An 18039-nucleotide genomic window follows, 5' to 3' on the forward strand; every position below is an offset into this window, starting at 1 on the left:
AGGTCAGCCGCGCAAGCGCCACTGCCTGTCGACAATCTCGCCTAACTGCATCAGCCGGCCGTGAAAGAAGTGGCCGACGCCGGGGACGACGATGATCGGCAACTGCTGCGGCCGCGCCCAGTCGAGCACCGCGGCAAGGCTGATGACTTCGTCTTCCTCGCCGTGGATCACCAGCGTATCGGCCGGCACCGTCGGGTAGTCGCTGTAGCGACTGACCGCCGGGCCGACGAGGATCATGCCTTCGACTTCATCGTCAGCGAGGCGTGTCCGCAGCTGCGATTGCACATAGGTGCCGAACGAGAAGCCGGCGAGCACCAGCTTGGCGGCATCCGGGTGTGCCGAACGCGCGTACGCCAGTACCGCTGCCATGTCGTCGGGCTCATCCTTGCCGCGGCTGTGCTCGCCTTCGGAGTTGCCGACGCCGCGCAGGTTAGGGCAATAGGCGATATAGCCGAGCCGCGACAGCGTCTTGGCCAGCGTATGCACGACCTTGTTGGTGAAGGTGCCGCCCTCGGTCGGGTTCGGGTGCGCGATCAGCGCGATGCCGCGGACGCTGTCGAGCGCCGAATCGAGGCGCAGGCATTCAAGCTTGCCGGCCGGGCCGGTGATCTCGAGCAGTTCGAAGGCGGGGGCTTTACGGGGTGCGTTCATGTTTGTCGGACTGTGAGCGAAGTTGAAGTCGAATGCTGCGGCGCTTGAGCCACCAGCGAGCCGGTAGCCACAGCACCAGCAACCACGGCAGGAGGACCGCTGCGAATGTCAGCAGGGCCGCCAGGCTTCGGGTGAGGTTGAGGCCGATATCGTGCCAAGCATCGACCAGCGGGACAAGGATGCTGCGTTCGGCAATGGAGCGCGCTGCGCGCAATTCCACGTCGACCCTGACCTTTTCGGTCTGGTTGGCAAGCGCCAGTCGCAGGCCCGCTGCGGCGTCGAGTTGGGTTTGCGCGGCGGCCAGTTCCTTTTGTACCGCCAGCAGCTCTTCCAGCTTGGCGTTGCGATTGTTGAGCATCTGACGCAGGTTGTCGCGCAACTGGGTCAGGTTTTTCAAACGGGCTTCGGTATCGATGACCGCGTCGGTCTTGTCTTCGCGCTCGGTCGATTGCGAGACGATGCTGCCTTGCGTGCCCAGACCCGCCAGATAGCCAGCGAAGGAACCGGGTGCAATGCGCAGCGAGAGCCGTGCCGAGCCCGGCGTGTGTGTGCCTTCGCGCTGCAATGTCGTGGAAAGCAGTTCGCATTGCGGCTCGACGCACCGCAGCTGGGCTTGTAGCCAGGCGGCTTCAAGTTTCTCTGGTGAGGTCTCCACGGTCAGGGCATGGCTTACCGCGATGTGGCGCTTCCCCACTGCTGGGCCGGCTTTTGCCGCTTCGGTCGCTGTTGCGGATGGGGCTGCTGCGTAGTCGGCGGAGGAGCTTGCCTCCTCCTTCTTGCCGCAGCCAGCCAGTGTAGCGACGACGAGCAGTAGCGCGAGGCCGTGGCCGAGTTTCATAGCTTCAGCCGTTCGACCACGCGTCCGTGAACGAGGTGTTCGTCGACGATCTCGTCGATATCGCTCTCGTCGACATAGGTGTACCAGGTCTCTTCCGGGTAAATCACGATCACCGGACCTTCCTCGCAACGCTCCAGACAGCCCGCCTTGTTGATGCGCACGCCACCGGGGCCGGCCAACTTGAGCGATTTGACCCGCGCCTTGGCGTGCTCCCATGCAGCGACCGAGCCGCAGTTGGCGCAGCTCTGGCGCTCGCCCGGCTCGCGCTGGTTCAGGCAGAAAAACACATGGTGCTTGTAGTAGCTCATCGGTGTTCCCGTTTACTGCTGTTGAACCGGCTTGGTGTGCGCGGTAACGAAGAAGGGCAGGCCATCGGTATCCAGATCGGGCTGGATCGTTTCGATCACGCGCACCTCATCCACCTGGCACTCCTGCATCAGGCCCTGCACGAAGGCGTGAACCTGCTCGGCGCTGTCGAGCGGTGCCAGTGGCCAGACATAGCCTTCCCAGCGCTCGGCATCCTCGCGGCTGGAGAAGGTGAGGCGGATTTCGCCGCCTTCATGCGCGGCCATGGTGATCACCGGCGTGCGGCCCTTGCTGCGGATGCTGCGCAGCGCGTTGCTGGCGGCGACCTGCAGGCGGGTCTCGAGTACGGTCACCCGGCCGGTTTCCTGCGCCGCGAGCCAGCTTTGCGGCACGCGCGGAATCGGGAACAGCGTCACACCCGGCGTCTTGAGCGTGTCGCTGAGCAACTGCGCCAGCGGCATGCCCCAGCTGCCGACGGCGCCGCCGAGACGGATGACCGGTGCGGCATCGGCAGGCTGGATCGCGACACCAACGAGGTAGCGCAGGAAAACGCCTTCATCCTTGAAGGTGATCGGCGCCGCGCTGAATTCGCCCGGTAGCGAGCCGGCGCTGGTGATCGTTTCCTGCCAGCGTACCAGTTGCGCCGGATTGACCGCTGCCAGTTGCTCGGCGCCGATCAGTGCGCCACCAAGCCAGGCGTCGGTATCGCCGGCGATCACACCGTGCTCGCGCAGCAAGGCCAGAACGGCATCGGCATCGATCTCACCGGCGAGCCTGGCTTCGCCCTTGTGACCGGCGACAAAGACGATGGGTAGCGCAAACGGCACCGCATGATCGATGGCTTGCGCCGGCGTCTCGACTGCGTTGCGCAGCGTTTGCCACAGCACCTTGTACGCTTCCAGCGTCGGCGCTTGCGTCAACGCGCCGTTCAGGCCGTAGTGATCGCCGGTCATCAGCAGCTCGCCAACCACGCCGTTCAAGGCTTCGCGCTTTTGCTGCACATCGGCGGGTTCGCTGGCAGTCAGAAAGGCCATCAGGCTGCGAATCACCGGGTTCTTGGCATTCACGCGCGGATAGAGGCGGGGATCGGGCAGGTACATGTGAGCGGGCCAGTGAGCAAAAAAGTAATTATACCGCGCGGTGGATGGGCCGGCGCGGGCGACTAAGCCTTGCACGATTTATGCTTTCTAAATATGCAAGCTCTTGAATTCATTTGACAATCTTTCATTCAGTGCGGTAGATTCAAGCCTCTGTTGAGGTGCGAAATTCGTGTCTTGATGGGTTTCTCCTTTGTAGATGTTGTTGGTAGCCCGGATCCGTTTACGTGTCCGGGTTTTTTTTCATCTGGAGTTTCTGCAATGACCAAACCGGTGTTCATCGATCGCACCTTCCTGGCTGAATTGAGTCAGGAAGCAGCGCAAAGCCCGCGCTTGCGAAAAAATCGTAATTTTCATGCGGGTAATGACGACGCCTGTCACCGTTTGCTCAATGCGCTCGAACCCGGCACCTATATTCAACCGCACTGCCATCTGGCCGCGGACAAGGAAGAAACGCTGATCGTGCTGTGCGGCCGCATCGGGGTCTTGCTGTTTGACGCCGCCGGCCAGGTCATTGCAGCGCGCGAATTGATTGCCGGTGGCGAAACGGTAGGCATCAATGTGGTGCCCGGTGTCTTCCATAGTCTGGTCGCACTCGAAGCGGGTTCAGTGTTTTTCGAGAGTAAGGCCGGGCCGTATCAGGCGCTCTCGGTGGCCGAAAAAGCATCGTGGGCACCGACGGAAGGCGAGAGCGGTGTTGCGGATTTTCTTGAGGCCATGCTGGCGCACTTTGCGCGTTAAAGCGTATCGACTTCGTTGAAGGTCGATTGATCCTCGACTTGCGCCTCGATCGCCTCAACGCGATCAACCCGTGCCGAATCGGGGCCGATGCGTGCCCAGTGCAAAAAATCATCAATCGCAGCCGTGCGGCCCTGTGCCTGAATTTCAACCGAGCCATCGAGACGATTGCGCACCCAGCCGGTCAGATTGAGCCTGAGCGCCTCCCGGACCGTATAAAAACGAAAGCCGACGCCTTGTACCTTGCCGTAGACGCGCAGGCGCTTGGCGATGAATTCATCCATGGCGTACTCCTCCTCTCCAGAAAAAATAAAACCGGCTACACAGAGCCGGTTTTATTTTAGCCGTACAGGGACAGGCGAGTTTACTTGACCCGCATCCCCGGCTTGGCGCCGCTGTCCGGGCTCAGGATATACAGGCCGCCATCGCCGCCGGCCGCGAGCACCATGCCCTCTGACATGCCGAACTTCATCTTGCGCGGTGCAAGGTTGGCAACCATCACCGTCAGCCGGCCTTGCAGCTCTTCGGGCTTGTACGCCGATTTGATCCCGGCGAAGACGTGGCGGGTTTCATTGCCGATATCCAGTGTCAGCGACACCAGCTTGTCGGCGCCTTCGACCGCCTTGGCTTCGACGATCATCGCCACGCGCAGGTCGATCTTCATGAAGTCGTCGATGCTGATGGTCTCGGCAATCGGCGGGACGTCATAGTCGAGCGCCGGCTTGGTTTCGATCGGCGCCAGCGATTGCTTGTTTTCTTCAACCATGGCTTCGATCGCTTTCGGATCAATCCGCGTCATCAGATGCGAATACGGGTTGATGCAGTGGCCGAGCAGCAAGGAGCCCGCGTCGAGCCAACGCAGCGGCGCGATGTTGAGGAAGGCTTCGACATCGGCGGCGAGCTTGGGTAGTACCGGCTTCAGGTAGATCGTCAGCAGGCGGAAGGCGTTGATCAGAATCGAGCAAACGCGCTGCAGCTCGGCGTCCATACCTTCCTGCTTGGCCATTTCCCACGGCTTGTTGGCATCGACGAACTGATTGACCTCGTCGGTCAGCGCCATGATGTCGCGGATCGCGCGGCTGAAGTCGCGGTTCTCGATCAGTTGTGCCAGATCATCACTCGCGGCTTGCAGCTTGGCCAGTACCGGCGCGTCGCCCAGGTCGCGTGCCAGTTCGCCGCCAAAACGCTTGGTGATGAAGCCGGCGGCGCGGCTGGCGATATTGACGTATTTGCCGATCAGATCGCTATTGACGCGAGCGGTGAAGTCTTCGAGGTTGAGGTCGATGTCCTCGATCGCGCTATTGAGCTTGGCGGCGAAGTAATAGCGCAGCCATTCCGGGTTCAGGTGGTTCAGATACGATTCGGCGGTGATGAAGGTGCCGCGGCTCTTGCTCATCTTGGCGCCATCGACGGTCAAAAAGCCGTGCGCGTTGATGCCGGTCGGGGTGCGATAGCCGCTGTATTCGAGCATCGCCGGCCAGAACAAAGCGTGGAAGTAGAGGATGTCCTTGCCGATGAAGTGGTACAGCTCGGTGGTCGAATCCTTGTTCCAGTATTCGTCGAAATCCAGACCCAGGCGATCGCACAGGTTTTTGTGGCTGGCCATGTAGCCGACCGGCGCATCAAGCCAGACGTAGAAATACTTGCCCGGCGCATCGGGGATCTCGAAGCCGAAATACGGTGCGTCGCGGCTGATATCCCAGTCGTTCAGACCGGCTTCAAACCATTCCTGCATCTTGTTGGCAGCGCCTTCCTGCAAACGCAGGCGCTCGGCATTGCCGACCACGGCCTTGCCGGTGGTCCAGCCCTTGAGGAAGTCTTCGCATTCACCGAGGCGGAAGAAAAAGTGTTCGGAGTCGCGCAGCACCGGCGTCGCGCCGGAGACCGCCGAATACGGATTCTTCAGTTCGGTCGGGCCGTAGGTGGCGCCGCAGACTTCACAGTTGTCGCCATACTGATCCTTGGCGCTGCACTTCGGGCATTCGCCCTTCACAAAGCGATCGGGCAGGAACATGTTCTTTTCGGGATCGAACAGCTGCGAAATGGTGCGACTGACGATCTTGCCATCGGCCTTGAGCTTGGCGTAGATGTCGTACGCCAGCACGCGGTTTTCTTCCGAATTGGTGCTGTAGAAGTTGTCGAAGGCGACATGAAAACCGGTGAAGTCACGCAAATGCTCGGCGTGCACGCGCTCGATCAGCGCCTCCGGCGTAATGCCTTCCTTTTCGGCGCGCAGCATGATCGGCGTACCGTGCGTATCGTCGGCGCAGACGTAATGACAGGTATGGCCACGCATCTTCTGGAAGCGGGTCCAGATGTCGGTCTGGATGTATTCGACGAGGTGGCCGAGGTGAATGGCGCCATTGGCGTAGGGCAGGGCGGAGGTGACGAGGATTTTGCGGCTCATGCGGTGTCGTCTTTTTTGGGCAAAGAATGCCTCGATTATATCGCAGCCGCGCGTCGGGCCGTGGCGCATCTCGGGGGGCGCAAGTTATAGTTGCTTGTCATTTCACGGTCATCATTGCTGGAGCTGCCCACCCATGTCCCAAGCCCCTGCTGAACTTGCGGCCGAACTGCTTCACATCGACGCTGCATTCGCCGCACTGATGCGCGATCTTGGTCAGGACTTGCGGGCCGAGTTGCTCGACGCCTACTGGCCGACGCACGATGCGTGTCTCGCCGAGATTGGCGCGGCACTGAATGAGGGCCAACGCTATGTTGCCGAACAGGCTGCGCATCAGTTGAAAGGTGCGTGTGCGCAAATTGGCGCTGAGCGGATGGCGGCATTGTGCCGGCAGATCGAGGTCGCCTTGCGTAATGACGCACCCGCGGTGGCCTGCGCAGCCTATGTCGAACTCGCGGCCTTGGGCGCGGGTGTTGAGTCTGCGCTGCAGCGGTGCTGACTGTTACGTGCGAGGCGATCATGCCGCGCTAAACTGGCGTGTCTTTTTTCCGGTTCTTGATTGCCATGCAATTGCAGTTCGATGTGCTGTTCCTGATCGGTACCGCCGCATTCACGATTTCGGGCTACCTCGTTGGCGCGACCAAGCGTTTTGACGTGCTGGGCGTGGTGATTCTTGCGCTGCTGACCGCCATCGGCGGCGGGATGATGCGTGATGTGCTGGTCGATCGGGTGCCGCGCATTTTTATCGATGCTGGCCCGCTCTATACGATTTTCGCAACGCTGCTCGTTGCCTGGATCATCAAGCTGCATCAACGCAACCGCGGGCTGTTATATAAAGTATTCATCATTGCCGATTCGATCGGGCTGGTTGCCTTCAGTATTGCCGGTGCGCAAATCGGTCTGGATGTCGGTTTGAATCTGTTTGGCGTTTCCTTCCTTGCCTTCGTTACCGCTGTTGGCGGCGGTCTGGTACGCGACATGATGGTCAACGACGTCCCCTTTATCCTGCACGAGGATTTCTACGGTACGGTCGCGATTCTGGTGGCCGTTTTACTTTATGCCGCCGCGCATTCGGGATGGCGTGGCTTGTGGGTCGAATGGGCGCTGTTTGCCATTGGCCTGAGCTTGCGCCTGGTCGCCCATCTGCGAGATTTTCGCCTGCCGCGCGTGGGGCATTGAGTGAACTGGCCGCAGAGTGCCGAGCATCGTATCTGGGTCGAGTGGCTGAGTGCCCGCCTGGCACACGCGCCGCGTCCCGAAGGGGGGGATTTCCCGATCGAGCAGGAGTCGCGGCCGGCGGCGGTGCTGATTCCCATCGTGCCACGTGCCAGCGGCGCAACGATCTTGCTGACCGAACGCGCCGCTCATCTACCAACCCACGCGGGACAAATCAGTTTCCCTGGCGGACGGGTTGAGGATGAGGATGCCGACGACATCGCCGCTGCGCTACGAGAAAGTGCCGAGGAAATCGGCCTGGATGCCCGCTATGTGCACGTCGTTGGTACGCTGGGTTGTTACTACACCGTGAGTGCCTATGCAGTCACCCCGGTGGTTGGCGTGCTGGACCCGGATTTCGAATTGACGCCGTGTGCCGATGAGGTCGAGCACGCGTTCGAGTTGCCGCTGGCCTTGCTGCTTGATCCGGCAAAGTACGAGCGGCGCTGGGTCGAGCGGCGCGGCTTGCGTGGCCAGACGCATTTCATCGAAATCGGCGATTACATCGTGTGGGGAGCGACGGCGAATATGCTGCTCATGCTGGCAAGTGCGCTGGGCGTGGAAGGCTCACCCAGTATCGTTGATTAAGCGCCGCCGGCCGGGCGTTGCTTGGGTAGCGTGACGCGTGCGATCAGCCCGTGCGGTTGGGCGTCGATGAGTTCGATCCGGCCACCGTGGCGTTCGGCGATTTCCTTGACGATGGCCATGCCTAAACCGCAGCCGTTGCCATCATTCTGGTTCACGCGGTAAAAGCGCTCGAACACCAGCGGCTTTTGTTCGTCGCTGATACCGTTGCCATCATCCTCGACCTCGATCACATAGTCGGCACCTTGTTCGAACAGGCGCACGGTGATGCTGCTGCCGCGCGGGATGTATTTGATTGCGTTTTCGACCAGATTGACGAACAGCTCGCGCAAGAGCGCCGGATTACCCTCAATGCTGGCTGCTGGCAGGGTGCTGTCACAACCGAGATCCATGCCGGCAGCGAGTGCTCGCGGCACCGATTCGGCCGTTAAGTCGCGAATCAGTTTGGCCAGGTCAACGCGCATCCCGGGGGCGCTGGTCTGCGCGCCCGGCTCCGAGCGGGCCAAAGTCAGCAACTGGTTGACGAGATGAATGCTGCGCGTGGCACTGGTGTGCACCAGATTGAGCCGGGCGCGCAAACCTTCGGGCGTGGTTTCACGCATGGCCAGTTCGGTTTGCGATTTGAGTCCTGCAAGCGGGGTTCTAAGCTGATGCGCGGCATCGGCAATGAAGCGGCGTTGCCTGGAAACGCTTTCGTTGGTAGTCGATAGCAGCTGGTTGAGTGCGTGCGTCAATGATTGCAACTCGACCGGTAGCTCCAGTGTCTCCAGTGGCGCCAGATCCTGCGGCGCACGATGCTCGACGTTGCGCTGGAGCTTTTCCAGCGGGCGCAGGCCACGGCGGATGCCTAGCCAGACCAGTACGCTCATGACCACGATCAGCAAGCCCATGGGGATGCCGGTGGCGAGCAGTATTTCACGCGAGATCTGGCTGCGTTTCTGGAGGTTTTTGCCCACTTGCACGTGCAGCCAGTGATCGCTGCTGCCAAGCGGGTAGAAAATGGAGAGAACCCGAAGCGGTTCTTTATCCAGGGCGGTGTTGTAGAACACTGCCTGGTCGGCCACAGGCTTGCCTGGTGGTGCAGGCAGGTGGCGATTGCCGAGGATTATGCCGCCGGGGATGGTGCTGACGGTGTAGAAGAGCTTGTCGTCGGGGCCTTCCTCGAGCAGCAGTTGCGCTGCGCGGGGAAAGTCGACGACCAGTTCACCATCAACAGGTTTGACCTGACGGGCGATGGCCCGTCCGGTTTGCAACAAGCTGTTGTCGGTGATGGCATTGGCGTAGTGCGTTGCAACGTTGTAATACAGCACCGCACCGGCCAGCCAGAGGACGATTTGCGGTATCAGCAACCACAGTAGCAGTTGCCGTTTGAGTGAAACCTTATCCCGCAACATCCTGGGCAAGTGGTTGTTGTTTCTCGAGGAGGTAGCCTAGACCACGGATGGTCCGGATTACGACGCCACACGGTTCAAGCTTCTTGCGCAGGCGGTGAACATAGACTTCGATCGCGTTCAGGCCGACTTCGGCGTTTTCCGAGCCGAGCTCGGAAACGATCTGTTCCTTGGTGACGACGCGATCAATGTTCGACATCAGGATCTCGAGCACAGTCAGCTCACGTGCGGACAGATCAAGCGGGGTGTCGTTGCACCATGCACGCTGGCCGGCGCGATCAAGGCGCAGGTTGCCAAGTTGCTGCACCGACTGCGGCAGGATCTGGCTGCGGCGCAGCAGAGCGCGCAGGCGCGCTTCGAGTTCGGCGAATTCGAACGGCTTGGCGAGATAGTCGTCGGCACCGGCGTCAAGGCCGGCAACACGTTCTTCCAGACCATCAAGCGCGGTCAGGATCAGGATAGGCAGCGATGGTTTGTGTTGGCGCACATTCCTGAGGACGGTGAGGCCATCCATGTTCGGCAGGCCGATATCGAGGACGACAATGTCGTAGTCATTGTGCAGCAGAATCTGCAGTGCCAGCGTACCGTCGTTAACACAATCGACTTGGAAATCAGCCTGCGAGAGGCTGGTTTTCAGTGCGTCGGCGAGAATGAGGTCGTCTTCGGCAAGAAAAAGCCGGGTGCTCATGGTGGGAAACCTCCGGGAATTCGGCGTCTTGTAAGGAAATGCTTACTGCTGAGTGTAACTGCTATTTCACCAATTTCCCAGTTATTTTGGTGCACCCAAGGTGCGGGCGCGTTCCCGGCTTTCTCTGGCCAGACCAGTGGCATATTCGGCTTGCCAGTCAGGGACTAGCCAGCCTGAAAGCTCGCGCTCGACCAGATCGGCGAGCGCGGTAATCCACTTGGGGTTGTCGTTCAGACAGGGGATATAGCGGAAGTTGCCACCGCCGGCGATGAGGAAGCTTTCCTTGCCTTCGATCGCAATCTCTTCCAGGGTTTCCAGGCAATCTGAAACAAAGCCGGGGCAAATGACATCCAGTTGGCCGACTTTGGCCTTGCCAAGTTGGGTTAGGACATCCGCGGTGTACGGTTTGAGCCATTCGGCTTTGCCGAAGCGGGATTGGAACGTCAGCGTGTAGTCACCGGTCTGCAGCTCAAGCGCTTCGGCGAGCAGGCGGGCGGTTTTGTGACAATGGCAGTGGTAAGGGTCGCCTTTGTCTAGCGTGTAACGCGGCAGGCCGTGAAAACTCATCAGCAGATGATCGCCACGACCTTCGCGCTGCCAGTGCGCGCGAACCTGATTGGCCAGCGCGGCAATATAACCGGGGTCATCGTGAAAGCTGCGCAGCGTCCGCAGCGCCGGCTGATTGCGATAACTGACCAAGCGCGCGAAGGCGGCATCACAGGCGGTGGCAGTGGTGCTGGCAGCGTATTGCGGGTAGAGCGGCATCAGCAGGATGCGATCGCAGCCCTCTGCCTTGAGTTTGTCCAGGCCCGCGGCAATCGACGGCTGGCCATAACGCATGCCAACGGCGAACGACAACGGCGCATTGAGCCGTTCGCCCAGATAGCCTTTAAGCAGGCCGGCCTGCTTTTGCGTCCAGACTTGCAGTGGCGAGCCTTCCTTGCTCCAGATACTGGCGTATTTATGCGCCGATTTTTTGGGCCGGATATTGAGGATGATGCCGCGCAGAATCGCCTGCCAGACGATGCGCGGGATTTCGACCACGCGCGGGTCGGACAGGAACTGCCGCAGATAGGGTTTGACCGCCGCGGCCGTCGGCGCATCGGGCGTGCCAAGATTGACCAGCAGCACGCCGATGCGGGCGGGCTGATCGTGGCTGAATTCGGGTTCGGGAAGAAAACGGCTCATGCGGATGTCCTTATGTGTGGCTGCGGGGCGAGTGGTGGCGGCGTATCCGCAGCCGTTTCACCTGCTCGCGCAGCTCGCCCAGTTTGTCGGCGTCCTCGCCATAGCGGACGGCGAGGTAAGCGGCGGCAATCGCGGCAATATCGTCGCCATGTGCCGGCAGCGCGAGCGCGGCGCGGCGGGCAAAGTGAGCCGGGCCTTCGCCGGTGTGCGGCACGATGCTGGCGCGGCCGAGTTTGGCGACGAAGCGTTGCCAGCTGCGCGCCGCGGGATCGCGGCGGTGCGGCCGGTTGCTCCAGCGGTGCACGACGCCATAGGCGGCGAGCAGCGCGAGTATCGCGGCGGCAAACCAGCCAATGAAGGCCGGCGACGCCAGCGCATCGATGCCCAGGCGGTTGAGCAGCTGCAATTGACGCTGCGCATCATAACCGATCACCCAGCGATTCCATTGATAGACGGTGGCATCCCAATTGAGGCGGAAGGCCTTGAGCCAGGGCGCTTCGCTGCGCAGCGAAGCGGGGAGGCGCGAGCCGTCGGCAACGCTTTGCGCCAATCCCTCACTGATCCGGTTTGGGGCGATGGCGGCGGTGGGATCGACGCGTTGCCAACCCTTGCCGGCAAGCCAGACCTCGGCCCAGGCGTGGGCATCGGCCTGGCGGATTAACCAGTAATCGCCGCTCGGATTGCGCTCGCCACCGAGATAGCCGCCGACCACCCGCGCCGGTACGCCGGCGGCGCGCATCAGGAACACGAAGGCGCCGGCGTAGTGCTCGCAAAAGCCCTCTCGCGTCGTGAACAGCAGATCGTCGACAGGGTCGCTCCCCGGCAACAGCGGCGGAGACAATGAATAGTGGAAACCGCCTTGGCGGAGCCAGTGCAAGGCGGCGTCGCTGCGTGCTTGTGGCGGGAGCGATTGCCAGCTCGCCGCGAGCGCGCGTGCCTTGCTGTTTCCGGCCGGTGGCAGCGCCAGATTGCGTGCCAGGACGTCGGCGGATTCGCGCGCGCGCCATCCGGGGCTGCTGACGACGTCGATGCGTCGGCGCTGCGTCAGCGGCGCGTCGGCGACCAGTTGCAGTCTCGAACTCAACCGGCTGCGCTCGGGCCATTGCGTCGGCAGATCCAGCGCCAGCAACCATGGCCGTTCGTGCGGCTCCAGCGTCATGCTGTAGCGCAGTTGGGGGCCGAAGGTCTCAAGTGGCGGTGGCGCGGCGGTGTCGGGCTGGCCTTGCAGCCAGTTCTTGCCGTCGAAACGCTCGAACACCGGGCCGCGCCAGTACAGCGCCGATGGCGGCGGGGCAATGCCGTCGAAGCGAACCCGGAACGCGATGCTGTCGTCGAGCGTGAGGTCGGTAAAACTGCCCGGTGACATGACGTCGGAGAGGCCGCTGCGGGCGTCGGGGCGCTCGCTGGGCATGCTCCACAGGGGGCCGGACAGCCGCGGGAACAGCAGAAACAGCAACAGGACAATCGGCGCGGCTTCGGCGAGCATGCGCAGCGCGCGCCACGCTTCCTCGCCGTCGAGGCGCTCGCGCTGGCGCTGCCAGGCCGTCAATTGCGTGGTCAGCGCGATGGCGGTGGCGAGCGCCCAAGCGAGCATCCAGAACGATTGCGACACCAGAAACATCGCGCCAGCGGAAAAATAACCCAGCAGCGTCAGTACCCGCGCGTCGCGCCGACTCCGGGTTTCCAGCAGTTTCACCGCGATCAGGCTCGCCAGCATCGCCAGGCCGCCGGTGCGGCCGATCAGCGTACGGAACTGCCAGAACACCAGTGCCAGCAAGATGATCATCAAGGCGTAAAGCAGCCAGCGGGAGGGTAAGGCCCGGCCGCGATACGCCAGCGTGGCGCGCCAGATCGGCACGGCGACAATGAGTAGTGCCAGCCACGGTGGCAGCATCAATAGATGCGGCAGCAGCGCCATCAGCAGCGCGGCGATCAGGGCGTACAAGGCCCGAGTCGGCAATGCGCCGCTCATGTTTCGTCCCTGCCGAACAGTGCCAGCGCTTGCAGGCAGGCGTGCCGGTGCGCCGGGCCGGCGCCGAGCGGCAAGGTCTGGCCGGGCAGAATCACGCCATAGCGATCGCCGGCGAGATCGGCGGCGAGCACCCAGGCGGTCAGCCGGCATAGCCGGGCTTCGGTGCCGAGTTCGTCGAGTGCATGCCAGTCGAACAGCTGCGCGGCGCCTTGCACGCTGTCGTTTTCGCGGACCAGCAGCACATCGAGCCGGGCAAACTGTTTCCAGGCGATCTGTTTGGGCGCGTCGCCGGGCTGGTAGGCGCGCAGCCCGGCGAAACCGTCGCTGCCGCGAACCCGCCGCTGGCCGTGGTCGCCGCCGTGATCGAGGTAGGGCGGCGGGTTTTCCTCGGGGTGTGGATAGATCAGGCAGCGCGATGACAATTGCGCGTAGCTCCAGGCCTTGCACCAGCCGGTGGGATAGCGGGTTTCCAGGCGCAGCGGCGGCAGCGTCAGCCAGCCGCGTTCATGACTGAGCAGCGGCAAGCGGGCGATAGCCTCGTCGTCGCGGCCTATGCGTTCGATCCAGCCGACATCGTGACGGTTGAACTTGAGCCCGAGTGCATTCCGGGGCGGCTTGCCCGGATTGGCCACGGCAATCGGAAAGTGGGCGACTTCGCCGGCGAATACCGGTTCGGCGGCAAGGGCGCGAAGCTGCAGCTTGAGCAGGTTGCGATAGGCCTGCAGCAAGGCCGAATTGCCGAGACCGAGCATCAGAAACGCGAACAGGTAGGCGAGGCTGAGCTGATAGTTGATCGCACCGATCAACACCAGCAGCGCGGTGGCGGCATAGGCGATGCCGAACCATGTCGGCAGTACATAGATGCGGTTGTGCCGCAGCGTGATGACGGCGCTTTGCGGGTGACGTCGCGCTAGCGCGCGCTGCCAGTGGCGGGTGAACCAGGCCTTCATCTCGGCACAGGGCTCAAGGAATGGCGACGGTGCCGATCAGCTCGACCGCTGCCAGCGGGTCCGGGCGTCCGCTGGCGCGCGACAGCAGCCGGTGGCCGGCAACGGCCGGGAACACCGCCTGCACATCCTCGGGAATCGCATGGTCGCGGCCATCGAGCCAGGCCCAGGCGCGGGTTGCCGCGACCAGGCCGATCAGCGCGCGCGGCGACAAACCGTAGGCAAAGCGTTGCTGGTGGCGGGTTTCGGCGGCCAGCGCCTGCACGTAATCAAGCAGGGGTGCGGCGATTTTTACCCGGGCCGCCTGCGTCTGCGCCGTGGCCAGCGTGTCCGGATCGCAGGCCGGTGCGAGTTTGGCGAGCATGTCGCGGCGCGTCTCACCGGCGAGCATGGCGCGCTCGGCATCGTGATCGGGGTAGCCGAGTTCGAGCCGCATCAGGAAGCGGTCCAGCTGAGATTCGGGCAGCGGAAAGGTGCCGATCTGGTGCTGCGGGTTTTGCGTCGCGATGACGAAAAACGGTTCGGGCAGGGCGTAAGTATCGCCGTCGATGCTGACCTGACGCTCCTCCATCGCTTCAAGCAATGCCGATTGGGTTTTCGGCGGCGCGCGGTTGATTTCATCGGCGAGCAGCACCTGAGTGAAGACCGGGCCGTGGTGAAAGCGAAAATGCCCGCTGTCACGCTCGTACACCGACACGCCGAGCAGATCGGCCGGCAGCAAGTCGCTGGTGAACTGGACCCGCGAAAAGCGCAGCCCCAGGGTCGCGGCAATCGCGTGCGCCAGCGTGGTCTTGCCGACGCCGGGTACGTCCTCGAGCAGCAGGTGGCCTTGGGCGAGCAGGCCGGCCAGCGCCAGACGAATCGGTGTTTCCTTGCCGAGAATCACCCGGTTTAGTTGGGCAAGTACGGGTTGCAATGCATGGGTCATGGCGGGTGTTTTCGTTGTATTTAGAATGCGCCGGAGAAACTGATACCGAACATCGGCGCGGTATCGTAGTGATCGCTGGCGAGGTCGTTGCCCTTGTCGTTCTCCAGCTTGAGCTTGCCGGCAAATGCCGCCGCGGCATAGGCGTCGATGCGCCAGCCCGGCTGGCCGGCGTAACCGACACGCAAATACACCGGCAGCCGGTCGTGCTGGCCGACGCCACCTGGCGAGACCTGATTATCGCTGCTGAGGCGGAAGCGCTCGGAGCGCCAGGCGCCGCCGGCGGCGATTTGCCAGCGCTCGGTCGGTGCGTAGCTGAGCTCCAGCCCGCCGGGGCCGGACGGGCCGGCGTCGAACGGGTTGCCAAGATGCCATTGCTTGTCGATCTGCCAATCGACGATCAGGAAGGGGAAGGCCGACGTTTTGTCGAACTCGCGATAAACGCCGGCGCCTATCCCCAGTTGCAGTGTTTCGCTGAGCTGCTGCGCAACGATGAAGGTTGCGCCGTAGCCGATGGCGTCGCTACCGGATGCGCCTTGTTCGGCAGCGTATTCGACGGTCGGGACCACCGAGAAGCTCTGATGGCCTTCGGTGAGGTAGTTGACGTGAAAGCCGATACTGCCCTGGCGGATGCTTCCCCATGGTGCTTTGCCGTCAAAGCGTGTCGGTGACTCGAACGACCAGCGATCCTGTGACAAGCGCGCGCCAAGACCGAAGCTCCAGCCCGGGTTCATTGCCTGATCGACGCTGGCGCTGAGCAATATGCTGTTCACGCCGGCCTTGCCGCCATCGTCCAGTGCCGTTCCACCCTGCCAGACCGGTGTCAGTGCGACGTTGTATTCAAGCTCGTCGGCTGCGGCGATACCGGTGGCGAGCAAGCAGGCGATAAGGGTGAATCGGCGCAGCGGCAGCATGGGCGGTCCTGGGGTAGATGGGCCGGGGAGTGTGAATTTTGCCGTCGTCGGGTGTGCGGCGTACACTCGGGGTTCAACGCAAAACAATAACAGCTTTCGCCAAGAGGCCGAGTTTGTACAACACAGAAGCTGCGGAAAAACCCACGGCTTACCTCGCTCATCCCGCCTGCAGCCTGCACGATATGGGCAAGGGCCATCCCGAATGTCCGGAACGCCTGGCGGCGATCCGCGATCGCTTGATCGCCGCGCAGCTGTGGGATTACCTGCTGCACGTCGATGCGCAGCCGGCCAGCCGCGCCCGGATCGAAGCGGTGCACGATCCCGAGTATGTCGAGCGCCTGACGATGATGGTGCCGGCCCAAGGTTATGTGCACCTTGATCCGGACACCGCGATCAACCGTTTCAGCGTCAACGCCGCCTATCACGCCGCCGGTGCCGGTATCGATGCGGTCGATCTGGTCATGGACGGCCGCGCGGCGAATGCCTTCTGCGCGGTGCGCCCGCCGGGCCACCATGCCGAGCGTGCACGCGGCATGGGGTTTTGCCTGTTCAACAATATCGCCATCGCGGCGCGTCATGCCATCGATACCTACGGGCTCGAACGTATCGCCATCGTCGATTTCGACGTTCACCACGGCAATGGCACCGAAGACATCGTTTGTACCGAGCCGCGCATCCTCATGGTTGGGATGTTCCAGCATCCGTTCTTCCCCTACTGTGGCGACGAGCCCAAGGGCGACAACATCCGCAACGTGGCAATGCCGCGCGCGACCACCGGGCAGGATTTCCGCGAGATGGTCGTGGCGCACTGGCTGCCGCAGCTGGACGATTTTGCGCCGCAGCTGATCCTGATCTCGGCCGGTTTTGATGCGCATCTTGAAGACGATATGGCATCGATGGGTCTGGTTGAAGCCGACTACACCTGGGTGACCGAGCGGCTGATGAAGATCGCCGCGCGGCATGCGCAAGGGCGGATCGTCTCGATGCTTGAGGGCGGTTACGATCTGTCAGCGTTGGGGCGTAGCGTCGCCGCGCACGTCAAGGTGCTGGCCGGGCTCTGATTTCCTGCTTGCCCAAGCAAACCCCGCCCGTCCCGGCGGGGTTTTTTTACGCGCTGACGGTTTACGTATAAAAATAGAATTAAGAAATAGATATTTATAATTTATGGTTATTTGGTGGTCGGGCTTAGTATCCAGATCACAAGGACGCCGCGTTTTGATCCGCGGCGATCGTTGCAAACCATCGGGGTTCGGCGGCCAAAAGCCGTTGACCGCAACAAGCCTGAACACAGGCAACAGGGAGTGTGCGCAATGAAAACATCTCGTGGACTGATTTTTGCGTTGCTGGCGCTGGCCGCCGGCTTTGCCCAGGCCGACAAGCTCGACGACATCAAGAAGGCCGGTGTGCTGCGCGTGGCCGTGTTCGACGCCAATCCGCCGTTTGGCTTTATCGACGGCAAGAACAAGCAGATTGTCGGTTTTGATGTCGATGTCGCCCATGCGATCGCCAAGAAGCTGGGCGTCAAGGTTGAGCTGCGCTCGACCAATCCGGCCAACCGCATTCCGCTGCTGACCGCCAACAAGGTCGACCTGATCGCCGCCAACTTCACCATCACCGACGAGCGCGCCAAGACGGTCGATTTCAGCGTGCCGTACTTCGCCACCGGGCAGAAGTTCATCGCCAAGAAGGGCCTGTTGAAGCAGCCCGACGATATCGCCAAGCTGCGAATCGGCGCCGACAAGGGCACGGTGCAGGAAATCACGCTGCGCGAGAAATACCCGAACGCCACGGTGGTGTCGTACGACGACACGCCGCTGGCGTTCGCGGCGCTGCGCAATGGCAACGTCCAGGCGATCACCCAGGACGATGCCAAGCTGATCGCGCTGCTGGCGCTGGTGCCGGACAAGGCCAAGTACGAGGTATCGCCGTTCGCGCTGACGCATGAATATCAGGGCATCGGCATTACCAAGGGCGAAACCCGTTTGGTCGCGCTGGTCAACGAAACCTTGCTTGATCTGGAGAAAACCAATCAGGCGGGCAAGCTCTACGACAAGTGGTTCGGCCCGAAGAGCAACGCACCACTGCCGCGTGGCGACTTCAAGATCGGCCAGCGCTGATCGGCGCCGTTTGACCCCCCGGTTCGGCCCCGCTACCCGGCGGGGCCGTGTGCTTTTCGGTGC

Annotated in this window: 19 protein-coding genes; 6 read left to right on the forward strand and 13 right to left on the reverse strand. The window is 62.2% G+C overall.

Going from position 1 to position 18039, the window contains the following annotated elements:
* Positions 1-3: 3 nt before the first annotated feature.
* Genes JLC71_RS03495 through JLC71_RS03510 form a run of 4 tightly spaced genes read right to left on the reverse strand, consistent with a single transcriptional unit; the run spans position 4 to position 2895 of the window.
* The gene (locus tag JLC71_RS03495) at positions 4-651 is read right to left on the reverse strand and encodes an alpha/beta hydrolase (protein WP_200917292.1); all 648 of its coding nucleotides are present in this window, start codon (positions 649-651) and stop codon (positions 4-6) included.
* The gene (locus JLC71_RS03500; RefSeq protein ID WP_200917293.1) at positions 635-1489 is read right to left on the reverse strand and encodes a DUF4349 domain-containing protein; all 855 of its coding nucleotides are present in this window, start codon (positions 1487-1489) and stop codon (positions 635-637) included. Before JLC71_RS03500 ends, JLC71_RS03495 begins: the two co-directional genes overlap by 17 nt.
* On the reverse strand, positions 1486-1797 hold the full coding sequence (locus tag JLC71_RS03505) for a (2Fe-2S) ferredoxin domain-containing protein (RefSeq protein WP_200917294.1): 312 nt from the start codon (positions 1795-1797) through the stop codon (positions 1486-1488). Before JLC71_RS03505 ends, JLC71_RS03500 begins: the two co-directional genes overlap by 4 nt.
* A 12-nt stretch (positions 1798-1809) precedes the next feature.
* Entirely contained in the window at positions 1810-2895 is a 1086-nt protein-coding gene (locus JLC71_RS03510; RefSeq protein ID WP_200917295.1) for a hypothetical protein, read from the reverse strand.
* A gap of 177 nt (positions 2896-3072) precedes the next feature.
* Between JLC71_RS03510 and JLC71_RS03515 the strand changes: the two genes are divergently transcribed.
* Entirely contained in the window at positions 3073-3633 is a 561-nt protein-coding gene (locus tag JLC71_RS03515; RefSeq protein WP_200917296.1) for a WbuC family cupin fold metalloprotein, read from the forward strand.
* On the opposite strand, the gene JLC71_RS03520 is transcribed toward JLC71_RS03515, so the two are convergent.
* Together JLC71_RS03520 and metG are read right to left on the reverse strand one after the other, a co-directional pair.
* Entirely contained in the window at positions 3630-3914 is a 285-nt protein-coding gene (locus tag JLC71_RS03520; RefSeq protein ID WP_200917297.1) for an acylphosphatase, read from the reverse strand. The two genes, JLC71_RS03515 and JLC71_RS03520, sit on opposite strands and share 4 nt — an antisense overlap.
* An 80-nt stretch (positions 3915-3994) precedes the next feature.
* The gene (gene metG / locus JLC71_RS03525) at positions 3995-6106 is read right to left on the reverse strand and encodes a methionine--tRNA ligase (protein ID WP_374757615.1); all 2112 of its coding nucleotides are present in this window, start codon (positions 6104-6106) and stop codon (positions 3995-3997) included.
* A 64-nt stretch (positions 6107-6170) separates the two neighbouring features.
* Here metG and JLC71_RS03530 point away from each other — a divergent pair, with 64 nt between their 5' ends.
* The 3 genes from JLC71_RS03530 (at position 6171) to JLC71_RS03540 (ending at position 7837) form a co-directional block, all read left to right on the forward strand.
* Positions 6171-6533 (forward strand): Hpt domain-containing protein, encoded by a 363-nt coding sequence (locus JLC71_RS03530; protein ID WP_200917299.1) that lies wholly within the window; start codon positions 6171-6173, stop codon positions 6531-6533.
* Between the two features lie 65 nt (positions 6534-6598).
* Positions 6599-7213 carry a trimeric intracellular cation channel family protein gene (locus JLC71_RS03535; protein ID WP_200917300.1) on the forward strand — a complete coding sequence of 205 codons (615 nt, stop codon included), beginning with the start codon at positions 6599-6601 and terminating at the stop codon, positions 7211-7213.
* A complete protein-coding gene (locus tag JLC71_RS03540) occupies positions 7214-7837 on the forward strand; it encodes a CoA pyrophosphatase (RefSeq protein ID WP_200917301.1) in 624 nt (207 codons plus the stop codon).
* On the opposite strand, the gene JLC71_RS03545 is transcribed toward JLC71_RS03540, so the two are convergent.
* The 7 genes from JLC71_RS03545 to JLC71_RS03575 form a co-directional block, all read right to left on the reverse strand.
* The gene (locus JLC71_RS03545; protein WP_236250965.1) at positions 7834-9183 is read right to left on the reverse strand and encodes a sensor histidine kinase; all 1350 of its coding nucleotides are present in this window, start codon (positions 9181-9183) and stop codon (positions 7834-7836) included. The two genes, JLC71_RS03540 and JLC71_RS03545, sit on opposite strands and share 4 nt — an antisense overlap.
* Positions 9184-9214: 31 nt before the next feature.
* Complete coding sequence (locus JLC71_RS03550) at positions 9215-9913, reverse strand: response regulator transcription factor (RefSeq protein WP_200917303.1); 699 nt, start codon at positions 9911-9913, stop codon at positions 9215-9217.
* Between the two features lie 81 nt (positions 9914-9994).
* Complete coding sequence (gene hemH, locus JLC71_RS03555; protein WP_200917304.1) at positions 9995-11101, reverse strand: ferrochelatase; 1107 nt, start codon at positions 11099-11101, stop codon at positions 9995-9997.
* A 10-nt stretch (positions 11102-11111) separates the two neighbouring features.
* Positions 11112-13073: a transglutaminase TgpA family protein gene (locus JLC71_RS03560; protein WP_200917305.1), complete on the reverse strand. Its 1962-nt coding sequence runs from the start codon at positions 13071-13073 to the stop codon at positions 11112-11114.
* Positions 13070-14023, reverse strand: coding sequence for a DUF58 domain-containing protein (locus JLC71_RS03565; RefSeq protein WP_200917306.1), 954 nt, complete (start codon positions 14021-14023; stop codon positions 13070-13072). The genes JLC71_RS03560 and JLC71_RS03565 overlap by 4 nt, the downstream gene beginning before the upstream one ends.
* 13 nt (positions 14024-14036) lie before the next feature.
* The gene (locus tag JLC71_RS03570) at positions 14037-14948 is read right to left on the reverse strand and encodes an AAA family ATPase (protein WP_200917307.1); all 912 of its coding nucleotides are present in this window, start codon (positions 14946-14948) and stop codon (positions 14037-14039) included.
* Positions 14949-14968: 20 nt separating this feature from the next.
* A complete protein-coding gene (locus JLC71_RS03575; protein WP_200917308.1) occupies positions 14969-15859 on the reverse strand; it encodes a DUF6268 family outer membrane beta-barrel protein in 891 nt (296 codons plus the stop codon).
* Between the two features lie 113 nt (positions 15860-15972).
* Between JLC71_RS03575 and JLC71_RS03580 the strand changes: the two genes are divergently transcribed.
* Positions 15973-16920 carry a histone deacetylase family protein gene (locus JLC71_RS03580; protein WP_236250966.1) on the forward strand — a complete coding sequence of 316 codons (948 nt, stop codon included), beginning with the start codon at positions 15973-15975 and terminating at the stop codon, positions 16918-16920.
* Positions 16921-17169: 249 nt separating this feature from the next.
* Entirely contained in the window at positions 17170-17976 is an 807-nt protein-coding gene (locus JLC71_RS03585) for an ABC transporter substrate-binding protein (RefSeq protein ID WP_200917309.1), read from the forward strand.
* Positions 17977-18039 lie beyond the last annotated feature (63 nt).

It is taken from the genome of Jeongeupia sp. HS-3 (genome assembly GCF_015140455.1).
GTDB lineage: Bacteria > Pseudomonadota > Gammaproteobacteria > Burkholderiales > Chitinibacteraceae > Jeongeupia.